Origin of the sequence: Pedobacter sp. MC2016-15, from assembly GCF_026239695.1 — a bacterium.
Taxonomy (GTDB): Bacteria; Bacteroidota; Bacteroidia; order Sphingobacteriales; family Sphingobacteriaceae; genus Pedobacter.
Genome location: NZ_JAPIVS010000009.1, coordinates 75,207 through 90,663 on the forward strand (window position 1 = coordinate 75,207; position 15,457 = coordinate 90,663).

The window sequence follows — 15,457 nt, forward strand, 5'->3', positions numbered from 1 at the left end:
AAATGAATATCATTATAACAATTGTTGTTACAGCTCTGGCGGTGCTTTATGCCGGTTTGTTTAAGGCTTCAAAAGCGTTGCTGCCGCTTACTTTATTGGGATTGCTGGTAGCGCTTGGCTTCTGTGTTACTTCATGGGATAACAACACGATTTACTATGGAATGATGCAAATGAGTAATTTTGCAATCGCCTTTTCATCCCTTTTAATTTTAGGCACGGCATTTATTTTTTTACTGACGGAGAATTACTTCTCAAAGGACAGTGAAAATAAAGCTGAATATTATACACTGATCTTATTTGCGCTTTCTGGCGGTGTGATGATGGTATCATATACCAACTTGTCGATGTTATTTATTGGTCTGGAAATTATGTCAGTTTCTTCCTACATTCTGGCCGGTATCCGTAAAAATAATTTTGCCTCTAATGAGGCCTCATTAAAATACTTCCTGATGGGTGCTTTCTCTACAGGTTTCCTCCTGTTTGGAATTACACTGATCTATGGAGCAACAGGCTCATTCAGCCTTGGAGCGATCAACTCATATCTGATCGGTAATTACAAGATGGTTTCACCATTATTCTATCCTGGAGTGATTCTGATGCTTATCGGTATGTGTTTCAAAGTTGGTGCTGCACCTTTTCACTTCTGGACTCCGGATGTGTATGAAGGTTCACCTTCACTGATCACCACCTTCATGTCTACAGTGGTTAAAACGGCTGCTTTTGCGGCTTTCATCCGTATTTTTGCCGGTACATTTGCACCACTGCATGATTTCTGGATGCCACCGCTGATGGTAATCGTTTGTCTTACCCTGTTTATTGGTAACGTTACGGCATTATTTCAGAAAAATTTCAAAAGAATGCTGGCCTATTCAAGTATCTCACATGTAGGTTATCTGTTGTTCTCACTTGTTACATTAACCTCTTCATCCAACAATAATGTATTATTGTATACTGCAGCCTATACTTTTGCCAGCATCACGGCCTTTGCGGTATTGATCCTGGTTAAGCAAAAAACCGGTGGTGATGATTTTGAAAGTTATAATGGCTTGGGTAAACGCAACCCGCTAACTGCACTGGCATTGACGGTAGCGATGTTATCCCTTGCCGGTATTCCTTTGACGGGCGGTTTTATGGGTAAATATCTGATGTTCCTGAATGTGATGAATGAATACCAGATCTATTTAGTGGCATTTGCGATTTTAAACGCTCTTGTAGGGTTCTATTACTACCTGAGAGTCGTTGTGGCCATGTACTTCAAAGATGGGGCTGAGGTTCATCTGGAGACTCCTGTTCAGTATAAGGTTGTCCTGGTTTTATCCGTTATTATCACTGTCATTCTGGGAGTTTATCCTTCAGTAATTTTAAATTTGATTTAAGCATTCTCAGGAAAATTATTTGTAGTTTTACGAATACTTGAACTATGCACGATTTCTGGACTTCCCTACATCAGTATATTGATCCTGAAAAATTACTCAAAGAAGGTGGTTTTTACGTAGTCATGTTCGTGATTTTTGCAGAGACGGGTTTATTTTTCGGCTTCTTTCTGCCCGGAGATTACCTGTTGTTCCTGGCAGGGATGTTCGTCGCTACCGGAAAACTGGATGTCAATATCTTTCTGCTCATCTTCGGGTTAATCGTTTCTGCAGTGGCTGGTAATTTTACAGGGTATTGGTTTGGTAAAAAAACAGGTCCTGTATTATATCACCGAAAGGACACTTTTTTTTTTAAAAAGCGTTATCTTAAGGCCGCGGAAGTATATTATAACAAACAAGGTGCTTTTGCCCTGATCATGGGCAGGTTTGTACCAATCGTCAGAACTTTTGCTCCTATCTTTGCAGGTGTAGTGAAGCTTGACTTTAAAAAGTTCGCATTATATAATATCTGCGGTGCATTATTATGGATAACATCTTTAACTTTGCTGGGCTATTTTCTTGGCAGGAAATTTGAAAAGGAAATTAATGACTACCTCCTGTATATTATAATAGGTTTTATCACCATAACTTCTCTACCACTGGCAATTGCCTTTTTTAGAAAAAGGGCTGAAAAACATACAAATGAAGATATTTCTAACACTGAATAACAAATGAATATAGACTTAAATCACCCCTGGCATAATGTTTCTCCAGGTGCTAATTTACCGGAATCGGTAAACGCTATTATCGAGATCCCTAAAGGATCAAAAGCAAAGTATGAGATCGACAAAGATTCTAATCTGATTAAATTAGACCGTGTTCTTTTCTCCTCTGTGATGTACCCGGCCAACTACGGCTTTATTCCTCAGACTTACTGCGATGACAATGATCCATTGGATATCCTGGTACTGTGCTCTGTAGATGTTTATCCACTTACTCTGCTCGAAGCAAAAGTGATTGGTGTAATGCACATGGTAGACAATGGCGAGCAGGATGATAAAATCATCGCTGTGGCTAAAAATGATATGTCTGTTAACTATATCAATGACATCGCAGAATTGCCACCGCACCAGATGAAAGAAATCGTTAGGTTCTTCCAGGACTATAAAGCATTAGAGCTTAAAAACGTAACTATCGAAAAATTGATGGGCGTTTCCTATGCTTACAAAGTAATTGAGGAAAGTATTGAACTTTATAATAGTACATTTAGAAACAACTCTTAATGGGCTTTCAAATATTCTTAACCTTTTTCTTGGTCGTCTTAAACGGCTTTTTCGTTGCAGCTGAGTTTGCAATCGTTAAAGTCAGAGCGTCGCAAATAGAAATTAAAGCTAAATCTGGTAATAGAGTAGCTAATATTGCTAAATATATTACACAACATCTTGATGGTTACCTGGCTGCAACGCAGCTGGGTATCACATTAGCATCACTGGGACTAGGCTGGGTTGGAGAATCAGTAATGGAGCACCTGTTACGCAACCTGTTGACTTCATTTACACAGAATGCCGAGTTTATAGAGTCCTTCTCAAAAACAGCTTCCCCAATTATCGCTTTCTCGTTTATTACAATTATGCATATTGTATTCGGAGAGCTTGCCCCAAAATCCATTGCTATCCAGCGCCCGGTTGCTACAACCCTTTTCATCTCTCTTCCATTACAGGTTTTTTATGTGGTATTCAGACCATTCATCTGGTTGCTGAACGGCTTTGCCAATATCATACTGAAACTGTTCGGGATTTCTACTGTTGGTGGACATGAGTCGGTACATAGTACCGAAGAATTGTATTACCTGCTTGATCAGGGAAAAGAAAGCGGTGCTTTAGATACCAATGAACATGAGCTGATCCGTAATGTGTTCGATTTTAACGAACGTGTTGTAAAGAATATCATGGTGCCGCGCACCAAAATCTCCGGGATTGAATTGTCCAGCGAAAAAGAAGAGGTCATTCAGCTGATCATCGGAGAGGGTTATTCGAGGATGCCAGTCTATGATGACATTATTGATAAGATCATCGGTATCATCCATGCCAAAGATGTTTTACCGCTCCTTGCGGGAAATAAAGAATGGGCGTTGAAAGACATCATCAGAAAGCCTTATTTTGTTCCTGAGACAAAAAAGATCAATGACCTGCTGAGTGAACTTCAGCAGAAACGTATTCAAATTGCTATCGTTATTGACGAGTTTGGTGGTACTGCCGGAATGGTTACTCTGGAAGATATCGTCGAAGAAATCGTTGGCGAAATACAGGATGAATATGATGAGGAAAAACCTACGGTTGAGAAAATATCTGACACAGAGTTTGTGATCAACGCCTATGCTACGGTATATGATGTGAACGAACACCTGCCGCATGACCTGCCGGAAGATCTCGACTTTGATACCGTAGGCGGGCTGGTTTCGCATGCATTTGGCAAGATTCCTGATGTAGGCGACAGTGAAGAATGTTACGGTTATCTGTTCACGATCCTCAAAAAGACTGAGCAGAATATCGAGACCATTAAGCTTGAACTGGTCATCACTAAGGATGATATGGTTGATAACCATTAATCACAAACATGCACGTTTTTTACACCCCTGATATCAGTTCATCTGAGTATACCCTGAATGAAGAAGAAAGCAGGCATTGCATGAAGGTGCTGCGTCTGGTTACAGGGGACGTAGTTCATCTCATTGATGGGCGTGGAGGCTTATATGAAGCAGAAATCACCGGTGAATCTAAAAGAAATGTTTCGCTGCGTGTTTTAAAATCTACCAGAGAATACCAAAAAAGAAATCATAGTCTGCATATTGCTGTGGCACCGACCAAGAATATCGACCGGCTCGAATGGTTTCTGGAAAAGGCAACAGAGATAGGAATAGATCAGATCACACCTGTGATCTGTGAACGCTCAGAACGCAAAATTGTTAAAGAGGACAGGCTCAACAAAGTAATCACTTCAGCAGTAAAACAGTCCCTGCAAGCCTATCATCCGCTATTAAATGAGGCGATGTCATTAAAAGACCTGATCAGCAGACATGAAGCAGATCATAAAATGATTGCGCATTGTATTGATGGGGAGCCCCGCCAGTATATCAGCGAGATCGCTCCTGTGGGAAGCAGCTACCTGATATTGATCGGACCGGAAGGCGACTTCACACCAAACGAAATTCAGCTCGCTTTGCAAAATAACTTTAAACCATTAACTTTAGGTAATACTCGTCTCAGAACGGAAACTGCAGCATTGGCAGCTTGTTTCGAGGTGAATTATCTAAACAGATGAGAATTAAGTTACTGATTTTATCTTCTTTTCTGGTTGTTTTATTCAGCAGCTATCAGGTGCCCAGCTATCAGCTGGCGAGATTGAAGTATAGTGGTGGGGGCGACTGGTATGGGGACCGAACCGCTTTGGTTAACCTGATTGCCTTCTGTAATCAGAACCTCCATACAAATTTTGCTGAAGAAGAGGCTATTGCTGAAGTAGGCAGCCCTGAAATCTTTAACTATCCCCTGATCTATATGACCGGCCACGGAAACGTGACCTTCAGCGCTCAGGAAGCACAGAATCTTCGCAAATACCTTACCGGGGGAGGTTTCCTTCATGTAGATGATAACTATGGCCTGGATAAGTTTATCCGCATACAGATGAAAAAGGTATTTCCTGAATTATCATTTGTAGAGCTGCCACCCGAGCATCCGGTATTTAATCAGAAATATAAATTTCCCGGGGGACTTCCTAAAGTTCATGAACACGATGGAAAAAGACCGCAGGCATTGGCACTGTTATGGAAGGGTCGGATGGTTTGCTTTTATTCCTATGAGAGCGATTTGGGAAACGGATGGGAAGACGCGGGCACATATCCCGGAGATTCACAGGATAAGCGGTTACAGGCCCTTAAAATGGGCGCCAATTTAGTGGAATATGTACTAACACAATAAGAGATGTATAAGGTAAAAGTAAATGATGCCCATGACTTTGAGTTGTATGCAGAAAATGGTGTTGTCAAGCTTGATGGAGAAACCCTTGATCTGAATGTTAAGGAACTCGCAGGCGGGCATCTGCATGTGATCCATCAGCATAAATCTTACCGGGCAGAAATTGTTTCGCAGAATCCTGATGATAAAACGGTAGCTGTGAAAGTAAATGGCAGGTTGTATGAGGTGACTGTGGAAGACCAATATGATCGCCTGTTAAAAGCGATGGGACTTAATGGTGTGGCAGGGAAACTGGCCCTGGAAATCAAGGCACCTATGCCGGGCCTGGTACTGAGCATTAATGTAAGCGAAGGACAAGAAATAAAAAAAGGTGATAGCCTGCTGGTACTGGAGGCAATGAAAATGGAAAATATGCTCAAGGCCACTACTGATGGTGTTGTGAAGAAGATTTTTGCGGGTAAAGGGGATAAGGTAGAAAAAGGGCAGGTACTGATAGAGTTTACGGCATAAAAAAAAGCAGTAGTGTTAAACTACTGCTTTTTTTGACTTTGGTAAGCCTTATCTTTTCTTCGCATTAAATGGCTTCTGTTGTTTAGGTTTAAACTGCGGTTTGCCACCAGGATTGATTTCTGATGCTCCTAACATTGTCATCGCACATCTAAAGCCAATATCGGCAGTTGATTCATCCTGTTGCAGGTATCTTCTTGTTGCAGGATTTAACCATAGTGCCTGGTCATCCCATGATCCGCCTTTGTAAACCCTTGATTTATTGTTTACCAGGGTAATCTCGCCATAAAGTTTGTTTTCTTCATCGCGGTAGCCTCTCTGGTCAGCCATGTAGGTGGTGCCATTTGTAGGGTTTGCCTGAGGGTCTGCAGTGTTGGCAGCTACAGCTGCTTGTTTTTCTGCCCAGGTCTGTTTTCTGCCAGATACAGCAGGGGTCATAATTGGCCTGTTATATTTGTCTTTTTCCAGCTTTCCTGTCACCTGATCAGCGATTTTTTTATCCTGGAAGTTGTTACCACGATACGGGTTTAATGCTTCTGCATCTCCGAATGTGTTAGAACGGTAAACGTCAGATACCCATTCGTTCACGTTACCTGCCATGTTGTATAAACCAAAATCGTTGGGAACGTAGGCGCGAACAGGTACAGTGATACTTCCCTTATCGTTCAGTGAACCTCCCACACCCATGTAATCACCCTTGGTTCTTTTAAAGTTGGCAAGGATCAAACCGCGGGTTTTACTTTTAGCGGAGGCGATACCTAAACCATCCCACGGATAGATTTTATTGTTATTGATATTTTCGTATTCTGTGTTTCCGATCAGGCCCAGTGCGGCATATTCCCATTCTGCTTCCGTAGGTAAACGGTAAGGTTGTTTCAGGATACCGTCTTCCAGTCTTACATTTCTGGTGGCTCCGCCTTTCACTGGCTTACCATCAGCAGCAAGCGCTCCCTGTGGGCTCAGATCTTTCATTGCCCTTTTACCTTTGTCATCATACTGGCCATTTTGGTACAGGTCCGTTGTAAATGGTCCGGTAGGACGTGGCGTCATAGTAGCTGTACTGCCTTTCTTTCCGCTTTGAGCACTGTACATATCCTTGTACGAAGACATGTAACCCTGTTCCCTTAGCAGGGATTCGTTTACGATGTCTGTTCTCCATGAGCAATATCTCTGTGCCTGTTCCCATGAAACCCCTACAACAGGGTAATCCTGATAGGCCGGATGTCTCAGGTAGTTGTCTACATAAGGCTCATTGTATGAAAGTGGTCTGCGCCACACCAGCGTGTCTGGAAGTTCATTATAATAATATTCGTAATTTGTTGGGTCTACCCTCCTGATCCAGTTCAGGTACTCCAGCCAGTTGGTGTTTGATACTTCCGTTTCATCCATGTAGAAAGATGAAACTGTAGTTTCCCTTTTGTGGTTATAATCTTTCAGTTCCTGACCAGGGATGCCGATGGCACTACCGCTCATCACAAACACCCCACCTTCAATTTCAACCAGACCTGGTCCGGGCCCGCGCCTGAACTTGGTGTTAACCTGGAACCCTCCGTTTTCTGCTCTGTTATAGGCTAATCCGGTCTTTTCTGAAGTCGCATTTTTGTTCGACTTGCAGGAAATCACTGTTGTAGCCGACAGTAAAAAAGCAAAAGAATATAAGTATATTTTTTTCATATGTCCTAGTTGGGTAATTATGAGGATAAATTTACACAAAAAAAATTCAATGCACCAAAAGAATTGCAGAATAAGATGTTAAAACGACTTTAGATCAGTGCATTGAGCTCTTTTTCAACCGGGACTTTTTGATTGATATAATTGAATTGCTTATTTAATTATATTTGAGGAAATATTACTTCTCTGAAATTGTGCAGCTTAAGGTGCTTCATGAGGTAATCTATTAATTACGGACAATGAATCTCAAGCGCTTATTACAGTTTCTTTCTGTATTGCTCCTTTTAGTGCTTAATAGCACTCAGCTGATGTATGCCCAGACGCTCACCGAATCTCAGGCCAATGGCAGCAGGTTCAACAGTATCAGAACGGCTGTTCCTTTTCTGCTGATCACGCCTGATGCAAGGGTAGGCGCAATGGGAGAAGCGGGGGTAGCCATTGCACCTGATGCCAATTCCCTGGCTATTAACCCCTCAAAAATTGCGTTTTTGGAACAACAATCGGGTTTTTCTATCTCCTACAGTCCATGGCTTAAAAATATAGCCTCAGATATTAACCTTGGCTATTTGAGCGGATTCTATAAATTGGATGCAAACAGCACTATTGGGTCTTCCCTGCGTTATTTTTCATTGGGTAAAATACAGTTAACCGATGTCAACCAGCAGGACCTCGGAACTTTTAGTCCCAGTGAGCTGGCTGTTGATGTTACTTATGCGCGGCGTTTTGGGGATTCATTCTCTCTTGGAACAGCGCTCAGATATATCAATTCCAATATCGCAACCAATCAGTTTTCTGCAGGGCAGGATACCAGGGCCGGTCAGGCACTGGCGGTAGATGTTTCGGCATATTTCAAAAAACCTACTTACCTGCTTGGTCATGATGCGATTGTCTCAGCGGGAGTAAATATTTCTAACATCGGCACAAAAATGAGTTACTCTGACGCTGGCGATGAGTACTTTCTCCCAACTAACCTGAAGATAGGAGCAGCCGGAACCTTCATCCTGGATGACCAGAATGAAATTACAATTGCTCTGGATTTTAATAAACTACTCGTTCCCACTCAGCCATTATATAATGAGGATGGGAGTATCCAATCGGGCAGAGACCCCAACCGTTCCGTTCCCGCGGGAATATTTGGTTCTTTCACGGATGCGCCGGGAGGGGCCGGGGAGGAATTTAAGGAGATAAATATTGCCTCTGGACTGGAATATTGGTACAATAAAAAGTTTGCACTGAGGGCTGGTTATTTTTATGAAAACCCTCAGAAGGGCGATAGAAGATATTTTACGATGGGTACCGGGATAAGATATAACAATATGGAATTGAATATATCGTACCTGCTGGCCAATCCTCAGAAAAGCCCTCTGGCAAACACGCTGAGGTTTTCCCTGTTATTCAATTTTGGAGATACAGAACAATAATATAAATACAAATGAAGATAAAAGTAGGATTTGGGTTTGATGTACATCAGTTGAAGGATCAGCATCCTTTTGTGATGGGAGGGGTAACACTGGAGCATCACAAGGGGGCATTTGGTCATTCTGATGCTGATGTTTTGCTGCATGCAATTTGTGATGCACTTCTTGGAGCAGCAAACCTGCGGGATATTGGCTTTCATTTTAAAAATACTGATCCGCGCTGGAAAGGTATAAGCAGCGTGATCCTCTTACAGGAAACTGTTAAATTACTTGCTGAAAAAGGATGGACAATCGGTAATATAGATGCTATGCTTTGCCTGGAGGCCCCTAAAATTAATCCGCATATTCCTCAGATGCAGGAAAATATTTCAAAAGCTATAAACCTGCCAATAGAAGATATTTCTATCAAGGCTACAACCAATGAAACCATGGGTTTCATTGGCAGGGAAGAGGGGGTAGTAGCTTATGCTGTGTGCCTGATACAAAAATTGTAAAACAATTGCAGTTTCAGTGGGTTTTTATTGAAACTACTATTTATGAAAAATGTAACTAAATACCTTTTTATAGCGAGTGCTGGCATATTGTTCTTATCTGCCTGTTCAATGGGTGATAAGGGAAGCGAAAATAAAGCAGATTCAGTAACTATCGATACAAATCTGGCAAATCAGAATGTGACCCCGCCAAAGGAGTCTGATACCTCACTGATCGACAGCTTGCAAACAGATACTACAGGTATGAAGAAATAAAAAAGGAGACCTCTGAAAAGGTCTCCTTTTTTATGGGTTTGATATTGTTATTCCAGATAACCAAACTTACCCTGGTTGTAATCATCCAGTGCCTGTTTAATTTCCTCGGGTCTGTTCATTAAAAAAGGGCCGTACTGAGCGATAGGTTCGTTAATGGGTTCACCACTCAAAATCAGTACTATGCTACTATCTAATGCTTCCAAATGAATTTCCTCACCATCATGAGCAAAGTGGATAAACTGATTTTCAGCTACAACTTCATTTTCATTTACAGCTATCTTTCCTTCAACAACGAGGAATCCGGTATTGTAATCTGCAGGGAAGCTGAATGAGGCTTTTCCCCCTTTGTTCAGTCTTGCATTATATACGTGTAATGGAGTAAAAGTAGAGACGGAGCCTGCCGTACCCTTATACTCACCCGCGATCACCTCAACTATTCCTTCCTCAGCAGGTAGCACATATTTATTCACAGTGCTATGAGAAACCGACTGATATTTTGGAGGACTCATCTTGTCCTTTGAAGGCAGATTAACCCATAGCTGCACCATTTGGAAAGTTCCGCCCTCTGTGCTGAACTTTTCTTCATGCAATTCTTTATGGAGAATCCCTTTTGCTGCAGTCATCCATTGCACATCGCCGGGGTAGATCACACCTGTATTGCCAGAGCTGTCATGATGAGCAATTGCTCCATGATATGCCAACGTTACAGTTTCAAATCCCCGGTGCGGGTGCACGCCCACGCCTCCCTGGGCCGGCGTGGGTGCCACTTCCATTTTGGCATTATAATCCAGTAAAAAGAAAGGACTCATTTTAATTTTATATCCCTTTGGGAAGAAGTTACTCACTTTAAAGCCGTCGCCCACCAGGTGAGGAGTAGCCGGAGATAACACTGCCGAAACTGATTTTAAATGAGCATTCATTGGATTTCTTATGAATATGCGCAGAAACTACGCTTGTTTTACAAATTGTAATTCGCCTAAGATCCTTACTTCTTCACTTACCACTACGCCACCAGTTTCAAGGGCTGCATTCCATGATAAACCGAAGTCGGTTCTGTTGAACTTTCCGCTGATGCTGAATCCCGCTTTATTTTGTCCGTATAGGTCTGTAACAGTACCACCAAACTCTACATCCAGAGTAACGGGTTTAGTTACATCCTTAATGGTTAGGTCTCCACTCAGTTTATAGTCGCCGCCATTTTTTGTAAATGATGTAGATACAAATGTAATTGCCGGAAATTCTTCAGCGTTGAAGAAGTCGCCGCTTTTCAGGTGACCATCTCTGTCGCCATTACCTGTATCCACAGAATCCACACCTGCTTTGAAAGACACTGAAGCACCGTCAAAATCTTCAGACTCTGTAGTCAATTCTGCAGAAAAGTCATTGAAGCTACCTGTAACAGTAGTGATCATTAAGTGTTTAACTTTGAACTGAAGTTCGCTGTGCATTGGGTCTAAAGCCCATTTGGTAGTTGCCATAATTATATGTTTTTAAGATTGGTTATTTGTTATACCCAAAATTAGAACTATTCAATCAGGCAGGCGTTGATGTATGATAAGAAATCGTTAAGCTTTGAAGTGTTTGTGTGCGAGGTCTTTGCGTACACGGCTAAGCGACTCGGGAGTGATACCCAGGTAGGAGGCAATCATCCATTGGGGTACCCTGAGTGTAAGGTTGGGATATAATTTTACAAAATCGAGGTAACGTTCTTCTGCGGTAGCGCTTAACAACATATTAATCCGTTTTTGCATAAAACGTATAGAGTTATTTAACATGGTACTATTCAGATCATACAGGCATGGTACGTGTTGTGCTGCATCATTGAAAAAGTTACGGGGTAGAAGGAGTGCTGTAGTGGGTTCTATGGCTTCGATATAAAAATCAGAGGGTTCATTAAAAAAGCCATTTCTTTCTCCCATCCACCAGCGTTCCGGTGCAAATTGAATCACATTTGTTTTGGCCTTGCTGTCTACAGAATAACAGCGTAGCAATCCTTCTGTTACAAAAAAGGTTTTGGTGCTGACTTCACCTGGAGAAACGATTACTTTGTTCTTCTCGTAGGTTTTAACTTTTATCTCTTTGGAGATGAGCTCAAACTGCTCGTCGGTAAGAGTGATGCGTTCTTGCAGGTAATCTTTAAACAGGTCAAGCATATGATTTGGCAGCTATTTTTTCTTAATCTCCACGTTGGAGAAGTCTACACCACATTTTCCGCATCCAGATGCACAGCCTCCTTTTTTGGGAACCACGGATCGGTAGATGATGCGGCCAATATAGAAAAGCGCAGCCAAAAATAGAAGTCCGACTAAGATAATTTGCACGTCCATGAAACAAAAATAACGAATTGGGCTACGACAGCCGTCTGCAAAGTGTCAATTTCTTTTGTTACGGCCCTTGTATAGCTTAGCCTTTTCGCAAAATATATGACATTGCCCTAGCGGATAGGATGATATATTAAAAATTTACGTTATCTTTGCGCCAAAATTAGGGCGCATTTTATGCAAAAAATAAGAAATATAGCTATTATAGCACACGTTGACCACGGTAAAACTACATTGGTTGATAAGATCTTACACACTTGTTCTATCTTTCGTGACAACGAACAAACAGGTGACTTGATACTTGATAACAACGACCTTGAGAGAGAACGTGGTATTACCATCGTTTCCAAGAACGTTTCAGTAATGTATAAAGACACTAAAATCAACATTATTGATACTCCTGGTCACGCCGATTTCGGTGGTGAGGTAGAGCGTGTATTGAAAATGGCTGATGGCGTTTTGTTATTATGTGATGCATTTGAAGGTGCGATGCCTCAAACTCGTTTCGTAACACAGAAAGCGCTTTCATTAGGTCTTAAGCCTATCGTTGTTGTAAACAAAGTTGATAAAGAGAACTGCCGTCCTGAAGAGGTTTATGAGCAGATTTTCGAATTATTCTTCAACCTTGAAGCTACAGAAGAGCAATTAGACTTCCCTGTAATCTACGGTTCATCAAAACAAGGATGGATGAGTACTGATTACACTAAACCAACTACAGATATCTTCCCGTTACTTGATGCTGTTGTAGCAAACATTCCACCTCCGCCAATGCTGGAAGGAACATTGCAGATGCAAATCACTTCACTGGATTATTCATCTTTCGTTGGACGTATCGCAGTTGGACGTGTTCACCGCGGAACAATTAAAGAAAACCAACCGGTAACGTTGATTAAACGTGATGGTAAAATGGTAAAATCAAGAGTAAAAGAATTATATACATTTGAAGGTCTTGGAAAGATCCGTACTACTGAAGTAAAATCAGGTGATATCTGCGCTGTGGTAGGTATTGAAGGATTTGATATCGGTGATACCATCGCTGATTTTGATGCTCCGGAGCAACTGCCGGTAATCAAAATTGATGAGCCTACAATGAACATGTTGTTCACTATCAATAACTCTCCATTCTTCGGTAAAGAAGGTAAATTTGTTACTTCTCAGCGTATTAAAGAACGTTTATACAAAGAGATGGAAAAAAACCTTGCCCTGAAAGTGGTTGAGACTGAATCTCCGGATGCTTATTTGGTATACGGAAGGGGTATTCTCCATTTATCGGTATTGATCGAGACTATGCGTCGTGAAGGATACGAAATTCAGGTTGGACAGCCACAGGTTATTATCAAAGAAATTGATGGTAAAAAATGTGAGCCTGTTGAGACCCTGATCGTAGACGTTCCAGGTGATGTTGCCGGTAAGGTAATTGAGCTGGTGACACAACGTAAAGGTGAGCTTCTGATCATGGAGCCAAAAGGTGATCTTCAGCATTTGGAGTTTGAAATTCCTGCACGTGGTATCATCGGATTAAGAAACAACGTATTAACTGCAACAGGTGGTGAAGCCATTATGGCTCACCGTTTCAAAGCTTACGAGCCTTGGAAAGGTACTATCCCTGGAAGGTTAAATGGTGTTTTGATCTCTATGGAAAAAGGTAGCACAACTGCTTATTCTATTGATAAATTACAGGACCGTGGCCGTTTCTTCGTAGATCCGGGAGTTGATGTTTACGAAGGACAGATTATGGGTGAGCACATCCGTGATAATGACCTGGTAGTTAACCTGGTTAAAGGAAAACAATTGACTAACATGCGTGCTTCAGGTACTGATGACAGTCAGCGTATTGCTCCTGCAATTAAATTCTCACTGGAAGAAGCGATGGAATATATCCAGGCTGATGAGTACATTGAAGTAACTCCTGTAAGTATGCGTTTACGTAAAATCTTCTTAACAGAGAATGAGCGTAAAATCAAAGGAAAACAATTCCAATAGGATTTAGATTATAAAAGTAAAGGGGCTGTATCATTGATACAGCCCCTTTTTTTATTGCTAATTTACTTATGCGTGTTGACCATCATGAACACCTTCCGCAAACTCCTCCACAATCTTATCATTGAAAGCAGGTAAGTCGCGCGGACTGCGGCTAGTCACCAAACCCTGGTCGGTTACCACTTCTGAGTCTTCCCATACTGCACCTGCATTTTCCAGGTCAATTTTGATCGTTTTCGTAGACGTGAGGTTACGTCCTTTAACCACACCTGCAGAGATCAGTACCTGTGGTCCGTGGCAAATTGCGGCAACAGGCTTTCCGGCATCAAAGAATTCTCTTACAAAAGCCAGCGCTCCCTCATCTTTCCGCAATGAATCCGGGTTAAGGACACCGCCAGGAATCAGCAACCCGTGGTAATCATCAGAATTGGCTTCCGCTACAGTTTTATCTACATCAACATCCACCGTCCATTCACGGTCATGTTTCATACCCTGGATTTTACCAGATTCTAACGATATAATATGTACTGTAGCCCCTTCTTCTTTGAGTCTTTCAACCGGGCTTGTTAATTCAGATTCTTCAAATCCATTTGCTGATAAAACAGCTATGTTACGATTACTTAATGTTCCCATAGTAGTATATTTTAAAATGTACAAATACTACAACTCGCAAAAAGTATTGTTTTTTGAAATCGAAAACTGATATTAAAATGGCATTATCTATAGGAGCAGATCAATCGTTTGTACGCCTGTGTTTCACGTAGAAGCGTGCGAGGTTGAATGCAATGGCGAGATGATTGAACAGGTTGGGGAGCAGACCGTAGTATTTGCTGAAGATCCTGAAACGTTCCTTCAGGCTTTCTATATGTTTTTGTTTGGAGATCCCACCAGTGAGGTATTTGGCCACGTAGGTATGTGTATTGATGATACTTGAGGCCTTCTTAGCCACCCTGATAATCCAGTCAATATCCGCACTATATTGATACTGCAGATCGTATGGGCCAGCGAGGCTGCGCTTTACATAGATCGCCTGGTGACTGATACTCATCCCATGCTTAAAACTTTTCCAGTTGAACGTCTCCGGAGCCTCATGTCTGCGCTGACCCAGGCTGTGCCAGCCCTCGTCGTACATTTCGGTCTCTCCATAATAGATATCCGCACCGGGAGCAGCTGCAAAGACCTCCTTTACTGTGTCAGTACTATAAATTTCATCACCTGAGTTCATGAACAACAGATAGTCGCCGGTAGCAAGCGATAAACCTTTATTCATTGCATCGTATATACCATTGTCTTTTTCAGAAATATACTGAGCTAACTGATCCCTGTATTGATCAATAATTTTTTTAGTACCGTCAGTTGAAGCACCATCGATAATGATATATTCAATATGGGGATAGCTTTGGTTCAGGACAGAAAGCATGGTGCGCTCGATATCCTTTACATTGTTATAAACGATGGTGATAACACTAAGCGTTGGCTGCATGGGTT

General features: G+C 41.8%; 18 protein-coding genes. 11 read left to right on the forward strand and 7 right to left on the reverse strand.

All coding sequences use genetic code 11. The features are described 5' to 3' along the window. The first annotated feature begins 2 nt into the window (after nucleotides 1-2). Genes OQY15_RS21580 through OQY15_RS21610 form a run of 7 tightly spaced genes read left to right on the forward strand, consistent with a single transcriptional unit; the run spans nucleotide 3 to nucleotide 5,836 of the window. On the forward strand, nucleotides 3-1,376 hold the full coding sequence (locus tag OQY15_RS21580; RefSeq protein ID WP_265794170.1) for an NADH-quinone oxidoreductase subunit N: 1,374 nt from the start codon (nucleotides 3-5) through the stop codon (nucleotides 1,374-1,376). 44 nt (nucleotides 1,377-1,420) lie between these two features. Beyond that, nucleotides 1,421-2,080 carry a DedA family protein gene (locus OQY15_RS21585; protein ID WP_265794171.1) on the forward strand — a complete coding sequence of 220 codons (660 nt, stop codon included), beginning with the start codon at nucleotides 1,421-1,423 and terminating at the stop codon, nucleotides 2,078-2,080. A 3-nt stretch (nucleotides 2,081-2,083) separates the two neighbouring features. Continuing rightward, nucleotides 2,084-2,635, forward strand: a complete 552-nt coding sequence (locus tag OQY15_RS21590) for an inorganic diphosphatase (protein ID WP_265794173.1) — start codon at nucleotides 2,084-2,086, stop codon at nucleotides 2,633-2,635. Next, a complete protein-coding gene (locus tag OQY15_RS21595; protein ID WP_265794175.1) occupies nucleotides 2,635-3,960 on the forward strand; it encodes a hemolysin family protein in 1,326 nt (441 codons plus the stop codon). Before OQY15_RS21590 ends, OQY15_RS21595 begins: the two co-directional genes overlap by 1 nt. A gap of 8 nt (nucleotides 3,961-3,968) precedes the next feature. Beyond that, nucleotides 3,969-4,673 (forward strand): 16S rRNA (uracil(1498)-N(3))-methyltransferase, encoded by a 705-nt coding sequence (locus OQY15_RS21600; RefSeq protein WP_265794177.1) that lies wholly within the window; start codon nucleotides 3,969-3,971, stop codon nucleotides 4,671-4,673. After that, nucleotides 4,670-5,329 carry a DUF4159 domain-containing protein gene (locus tag OQY15_RS21605; RefSeq protein ID WP_265794179.1) on the forward strand — a complete coding sequence of 220 codons (660 nt, stop codon included), beginning with the start codon at nucleotides 4,670-4,672 and terminating at the stop codon, nucleotides 5,327-5,329. Before OQY15_RS21600 ends, OQY15_RS21605 begins: the two co-directional genes overlap by 4 nt. 3 nt (nucleotides 5,330-5,332) lie before the next feature. Beyond that, entirely contained in the window at nucleotides 5,333-5,836 is a 504-nt protein-coding gene (locus OQY15_RS21610) for an acetyl-CoA carboxylase biotin carboxyl carrier protein subunit (protein ID WP_265794180.1), read from the forward strand. 48 nt (nucleotides 5,837-5,884) lie between these two features. On the opposite strand, the gene OQY15_RS21615 is transcribed toward OQY15_RS21610, so the two are convergent. Beyond that, entirely contained in the window at nucleotides 5,885-7,507 is a 1,623-nt protein-coding gene (locus OQY15_RS21615) for an SUMF1/EgtB/PvdO family nonheme iron enzyme (protein WP_265794181.1), read from the reverse strand. Nucleotides 7,508-7,743: 236 nt separating this feature from the next. Between OQY15_RS21615 and porV the strand changes: the two genes are divergently transcribed. The 3 genes from porV to OQY15_RS21630 are packed head-to-tail and all read left to right on the forward strand — an operon-like array spanning nucleotide 7,744 to nucleotide 9,668. Next, on the forward strand, nucleotides 7,744-8,925 hold the full coding sequence (gene porV, locus OQY15_RS21620) for a type IX secretion system outer membrane channel protein PorV (protein ID WP_265794183.1): 1,182 nt from the start codon (nucleotides 7,744-7,746) through the stop codon (nucleotides 8,923-8,925). 11 nt (nucleotides 8,926-8,936) lie between these two features. Next, nucleotides 8,937-9,416 carry a 2-C-methyl-D-erythritol 2,4-cyclodiphosphate synthase gene (gene ispF, locus OQY15_RS21625; protein ID WP_265794185.1) on the forward strand — a complete coding sequence of 160 codons (480 nt, stop codon included), beginning with the start codon at nucleotides 8,937-8,939 and terminating at the stop codon, nucleotides 9,414-9,416. A gap of 42 nt (nucleotides 9,417-9,458) precedes the next feature. After that, nucleotides 9,459-9,668 carry a hypothetical protein gene (locus tag OQY15_RS21630; RefSeq protein WP_265794186.1) on the forward strand — a complete coding sequence of 70 codons (210 nt, stop codon included), beginning with the start codon at nucleotides 9,459-9,461 and terminating at the stop codon, nucleotides 9,666-9,668. Nucleotides 9,669-9,715: 47 nt separating this feature from the next. Here OQY15_RS21630 and OQY15_RS21635 read toward each other — a convergent pair whose 3' ends face one another. The 4 genes from OQY15_RS21635 to OQY15_RS22425 all read right to left on the reverse strand — a co-directional run bounded on the left by OQY15_RS21635 (nucleotide 9,716) and on the right by OQY15_RS22425 (nucleotide 11,995). After that, nucleotides 9,716-10,588, reverse strand: coding sequence for a pirin family protein (locus OQY15_RS21635; protein ID WP_265794187.1), 873 nt, complete (start codon nucleotides 10,586-10,588; stop codon nucleotides 9,716-9,718). Between the two features lie 27 nt (nucleotides 10,589-10,615). Further along, nucleotides 10,616-11,146 (reverse strand): YceI family protein, encoded by a 531-nt coding sequence (locus tag OQY15_RS21640; RefSeq protein WP_265794188.1) that lies wholly within the window; start codon nucleotides 11,144-11,146, stop codon nucleotides 10,616-10,618. Between the two features lie 87 nt (nucleotides 11,147-11,233). Continuing rightward, nucleotides 11,234-11,821 (reverse strand): Crp/Fnr family transcriptional regulator, encoded by a 588-nt coding sequence (locus OQY15_RS21645; RefSeq protein WP_265794189.1) that lies wholly within the window; start codon nucleotides 11,819-11,821, stop codon nucleotides 11,234-11,236. Nucleotides 11,822-11,833: 12 nt separating this feature from the next. Then, entirely contained in the window at nucleotides 11,834-11,995 is a 162-nt protein-coding gene (locus OQY15_RS22425) for a FeoB-associated Cys-rich membrane protein (RefSeq protein ID WP_265794190.1), read from the reverse strand. Between the two features lie 171 nt (nucleotides 11,996-12,166). Here OQY15_RS22425 and typA point away from each other — a divergent pair, with 171 nt between their 5' ends. Next, nucleotides 12,167-13,972, forward strand: a complete 1,806-nt coding sequence (gene typA, locus OQY15_RS21655) for a translational GTPase TypA (protein WP_265794191.1) — start codon at nucleotides 12,167-12,169, stop codon at nucleotides 13,970-13,972. 66 nt (nucleotides 13,973-14,038) lie between these two features. Here the strand turns inward: typA and OQY15_RS21660 are convergent, their stop codons facing one another. Both OQY15_RS21660 and OQY15_RS21665 read right to left on the reverse strand, forming a co-directional pair. Then, a complete protein-coding gene (locus OQY15_RS21660; RefSeq protein ID WP_265794193.1) occupies nucleotides 14,039-14,602 on the reverse strand; it encodes a type 1 glutamine amidotransferase domain-containing protein in 564 nt (187 codons plus the stop codon). 100 nt (nucleotides 14,603-14,702) lie between these two features. Next, nucleotides 14,703-15,452, reverse strand: coding sequence for a glycosyltransferase family 2 protein (locus OQY15_RS21665; RefSeq protein ID WP_265794194.1), 750 nt, complete (start codon nucleotides 15,450-15,452; stop codon nucleotides 14,703-14,705). Between the last annotated feature and the right edge of the window lie 5 nt (nucleotides 15,453-15,457).

What these genes read in the sequence shown, in the direction of transcription:
- OQY15_RS21635 (WP_265794187.1), bottom strand. Translation starts at nt 10,588, where the DNA reads ATGAATGCTCATTTAAAATCAGTTTCGGCAGTGTTATCTCCGGCTACT.
- OQY15_RS21645 (WP_265794189.1), bottom strand. Translation starts at nt 11,821, where the DNA reads ATGCTTGACCTGTTTAAAGATTACCTGCAAGAACGCATCACTCTTACC.
- OQY15_RS21640 (WP_265794188.1), bottom strand. Translation starts at nt 11,146, where the DNA reads ATGGCAACTACCAAATGGGCTTTAGACCCAATGCACAGCGAACTTCAG.
- OQY15_RS21665 (WP_265794194.1), bottom strand. Translation starts at nt 15,452, where the DNA reads ATGCAGCCAACGCTTAGTGTTATCACCATCGTTTATAACAATGTAAAG.
- ispF (WP_265794185.1), top strand. Translation starts at nt 8,937, where the DNA reads ATGAAGATAAAAGTAGGATTTGGGTTTGATGTACATCAGTTGAAGGAT.
- OQY15_RS21590 (WP_265794173.1), top strand. Translation starts at nt 2,084, where the DNA reads ATGAATATAGACTTAAATCACCCCTGGCATAATGTTTCTCCAGGTGCT.
- OQY15_RS21605 (WP_265794179.1), top strand. Translation starts at nt 4,670, where the DNA reads ATGAGAATTAAGTTACTGATTTTATCTTCTTTTCTGGTTGTTTTATTC.
- typA (WP_265794191.1), top strand. Translation starts at nt 12,167, where the DNA reads ATGCAAAAAATAAGAAATATAGCTATTATAGCACACGTTGACCACGGT.
- porV (WP_265794183.1), top strand. Translation starts at nt 7,744, where the DNA reads ATGAATCTCAAGCGCTTATTACAGTTTCTTTCTGTATTGCTCCTTTTA.
- OQY15_RS21610 (WP_265794180.1), top strand. Translation starts at nt 5,333, where the DNA reads ATGTATAAGGTAAAAGTAAATGATGCCCATGACTTTGAGTTGTATGCA.
- OQY15_RS21660 (WP_265794193.1), bottom strand. Translation starts at nt 14,602, where the DNA reads ATGGGAACATTAAGTAATCGTAACATAGCTGTTTTATCAGCAAATGGA.
- OQY15_RS22425 (WP_265794190.1), bottom strand. Translation starts at nt 11,995, where the DNA reads ATGGACGTGCAAATTATCTTAGTCGGACTTCTATTTTTGGCTGCGCTT.
- OQY15_RS21615 (WP_265794181.1), bottom strand. Translation starts at nt 7,507, where the DNA reads ATGAAAAAAATATACTTATATTCTTTTGCTTTTTTACTGTCGGCTACA.
- OQY15_RS21585 (WP_265794171.1), top strand. Translation starts at nt 1,421, where the DNA reads ATGCACGATTTCTGGACTTCCCTACATCAGTATATTGATCCTGAAAAA.
- OQY15_RS21580 (WP_265794170.1), top strand. Translation starts at nt 3, where the DNA reads ATGAATATCATTATAACAATTGTTGTTACAGCTCTGGCGGTGCTTTAT.
- OQY15_RS21630 (WP_265794186.1), top strand. Translation starts at nt 9,459, where the DNA reads ATGAAAAATGTAACTAAATACCTTTTTATAGCGAGTGCTGGCATATTG.
- OQY15_RS21600 (WP_265794177.1), top strand. Translation starts at nt 3,969, where the DNA reads ATGCACGTTTTTTACACCCCTGATATCAGTTCATCTGAGTATACCCTG.
- OQY15_RS21595 (WP_265794175.1), top strand. Translation starts at nt 2,635, where the DNA reads ATGGGCTTTCAAATATTCTTAACCTTTTTCTTGGTCGTCTTAAACGGC.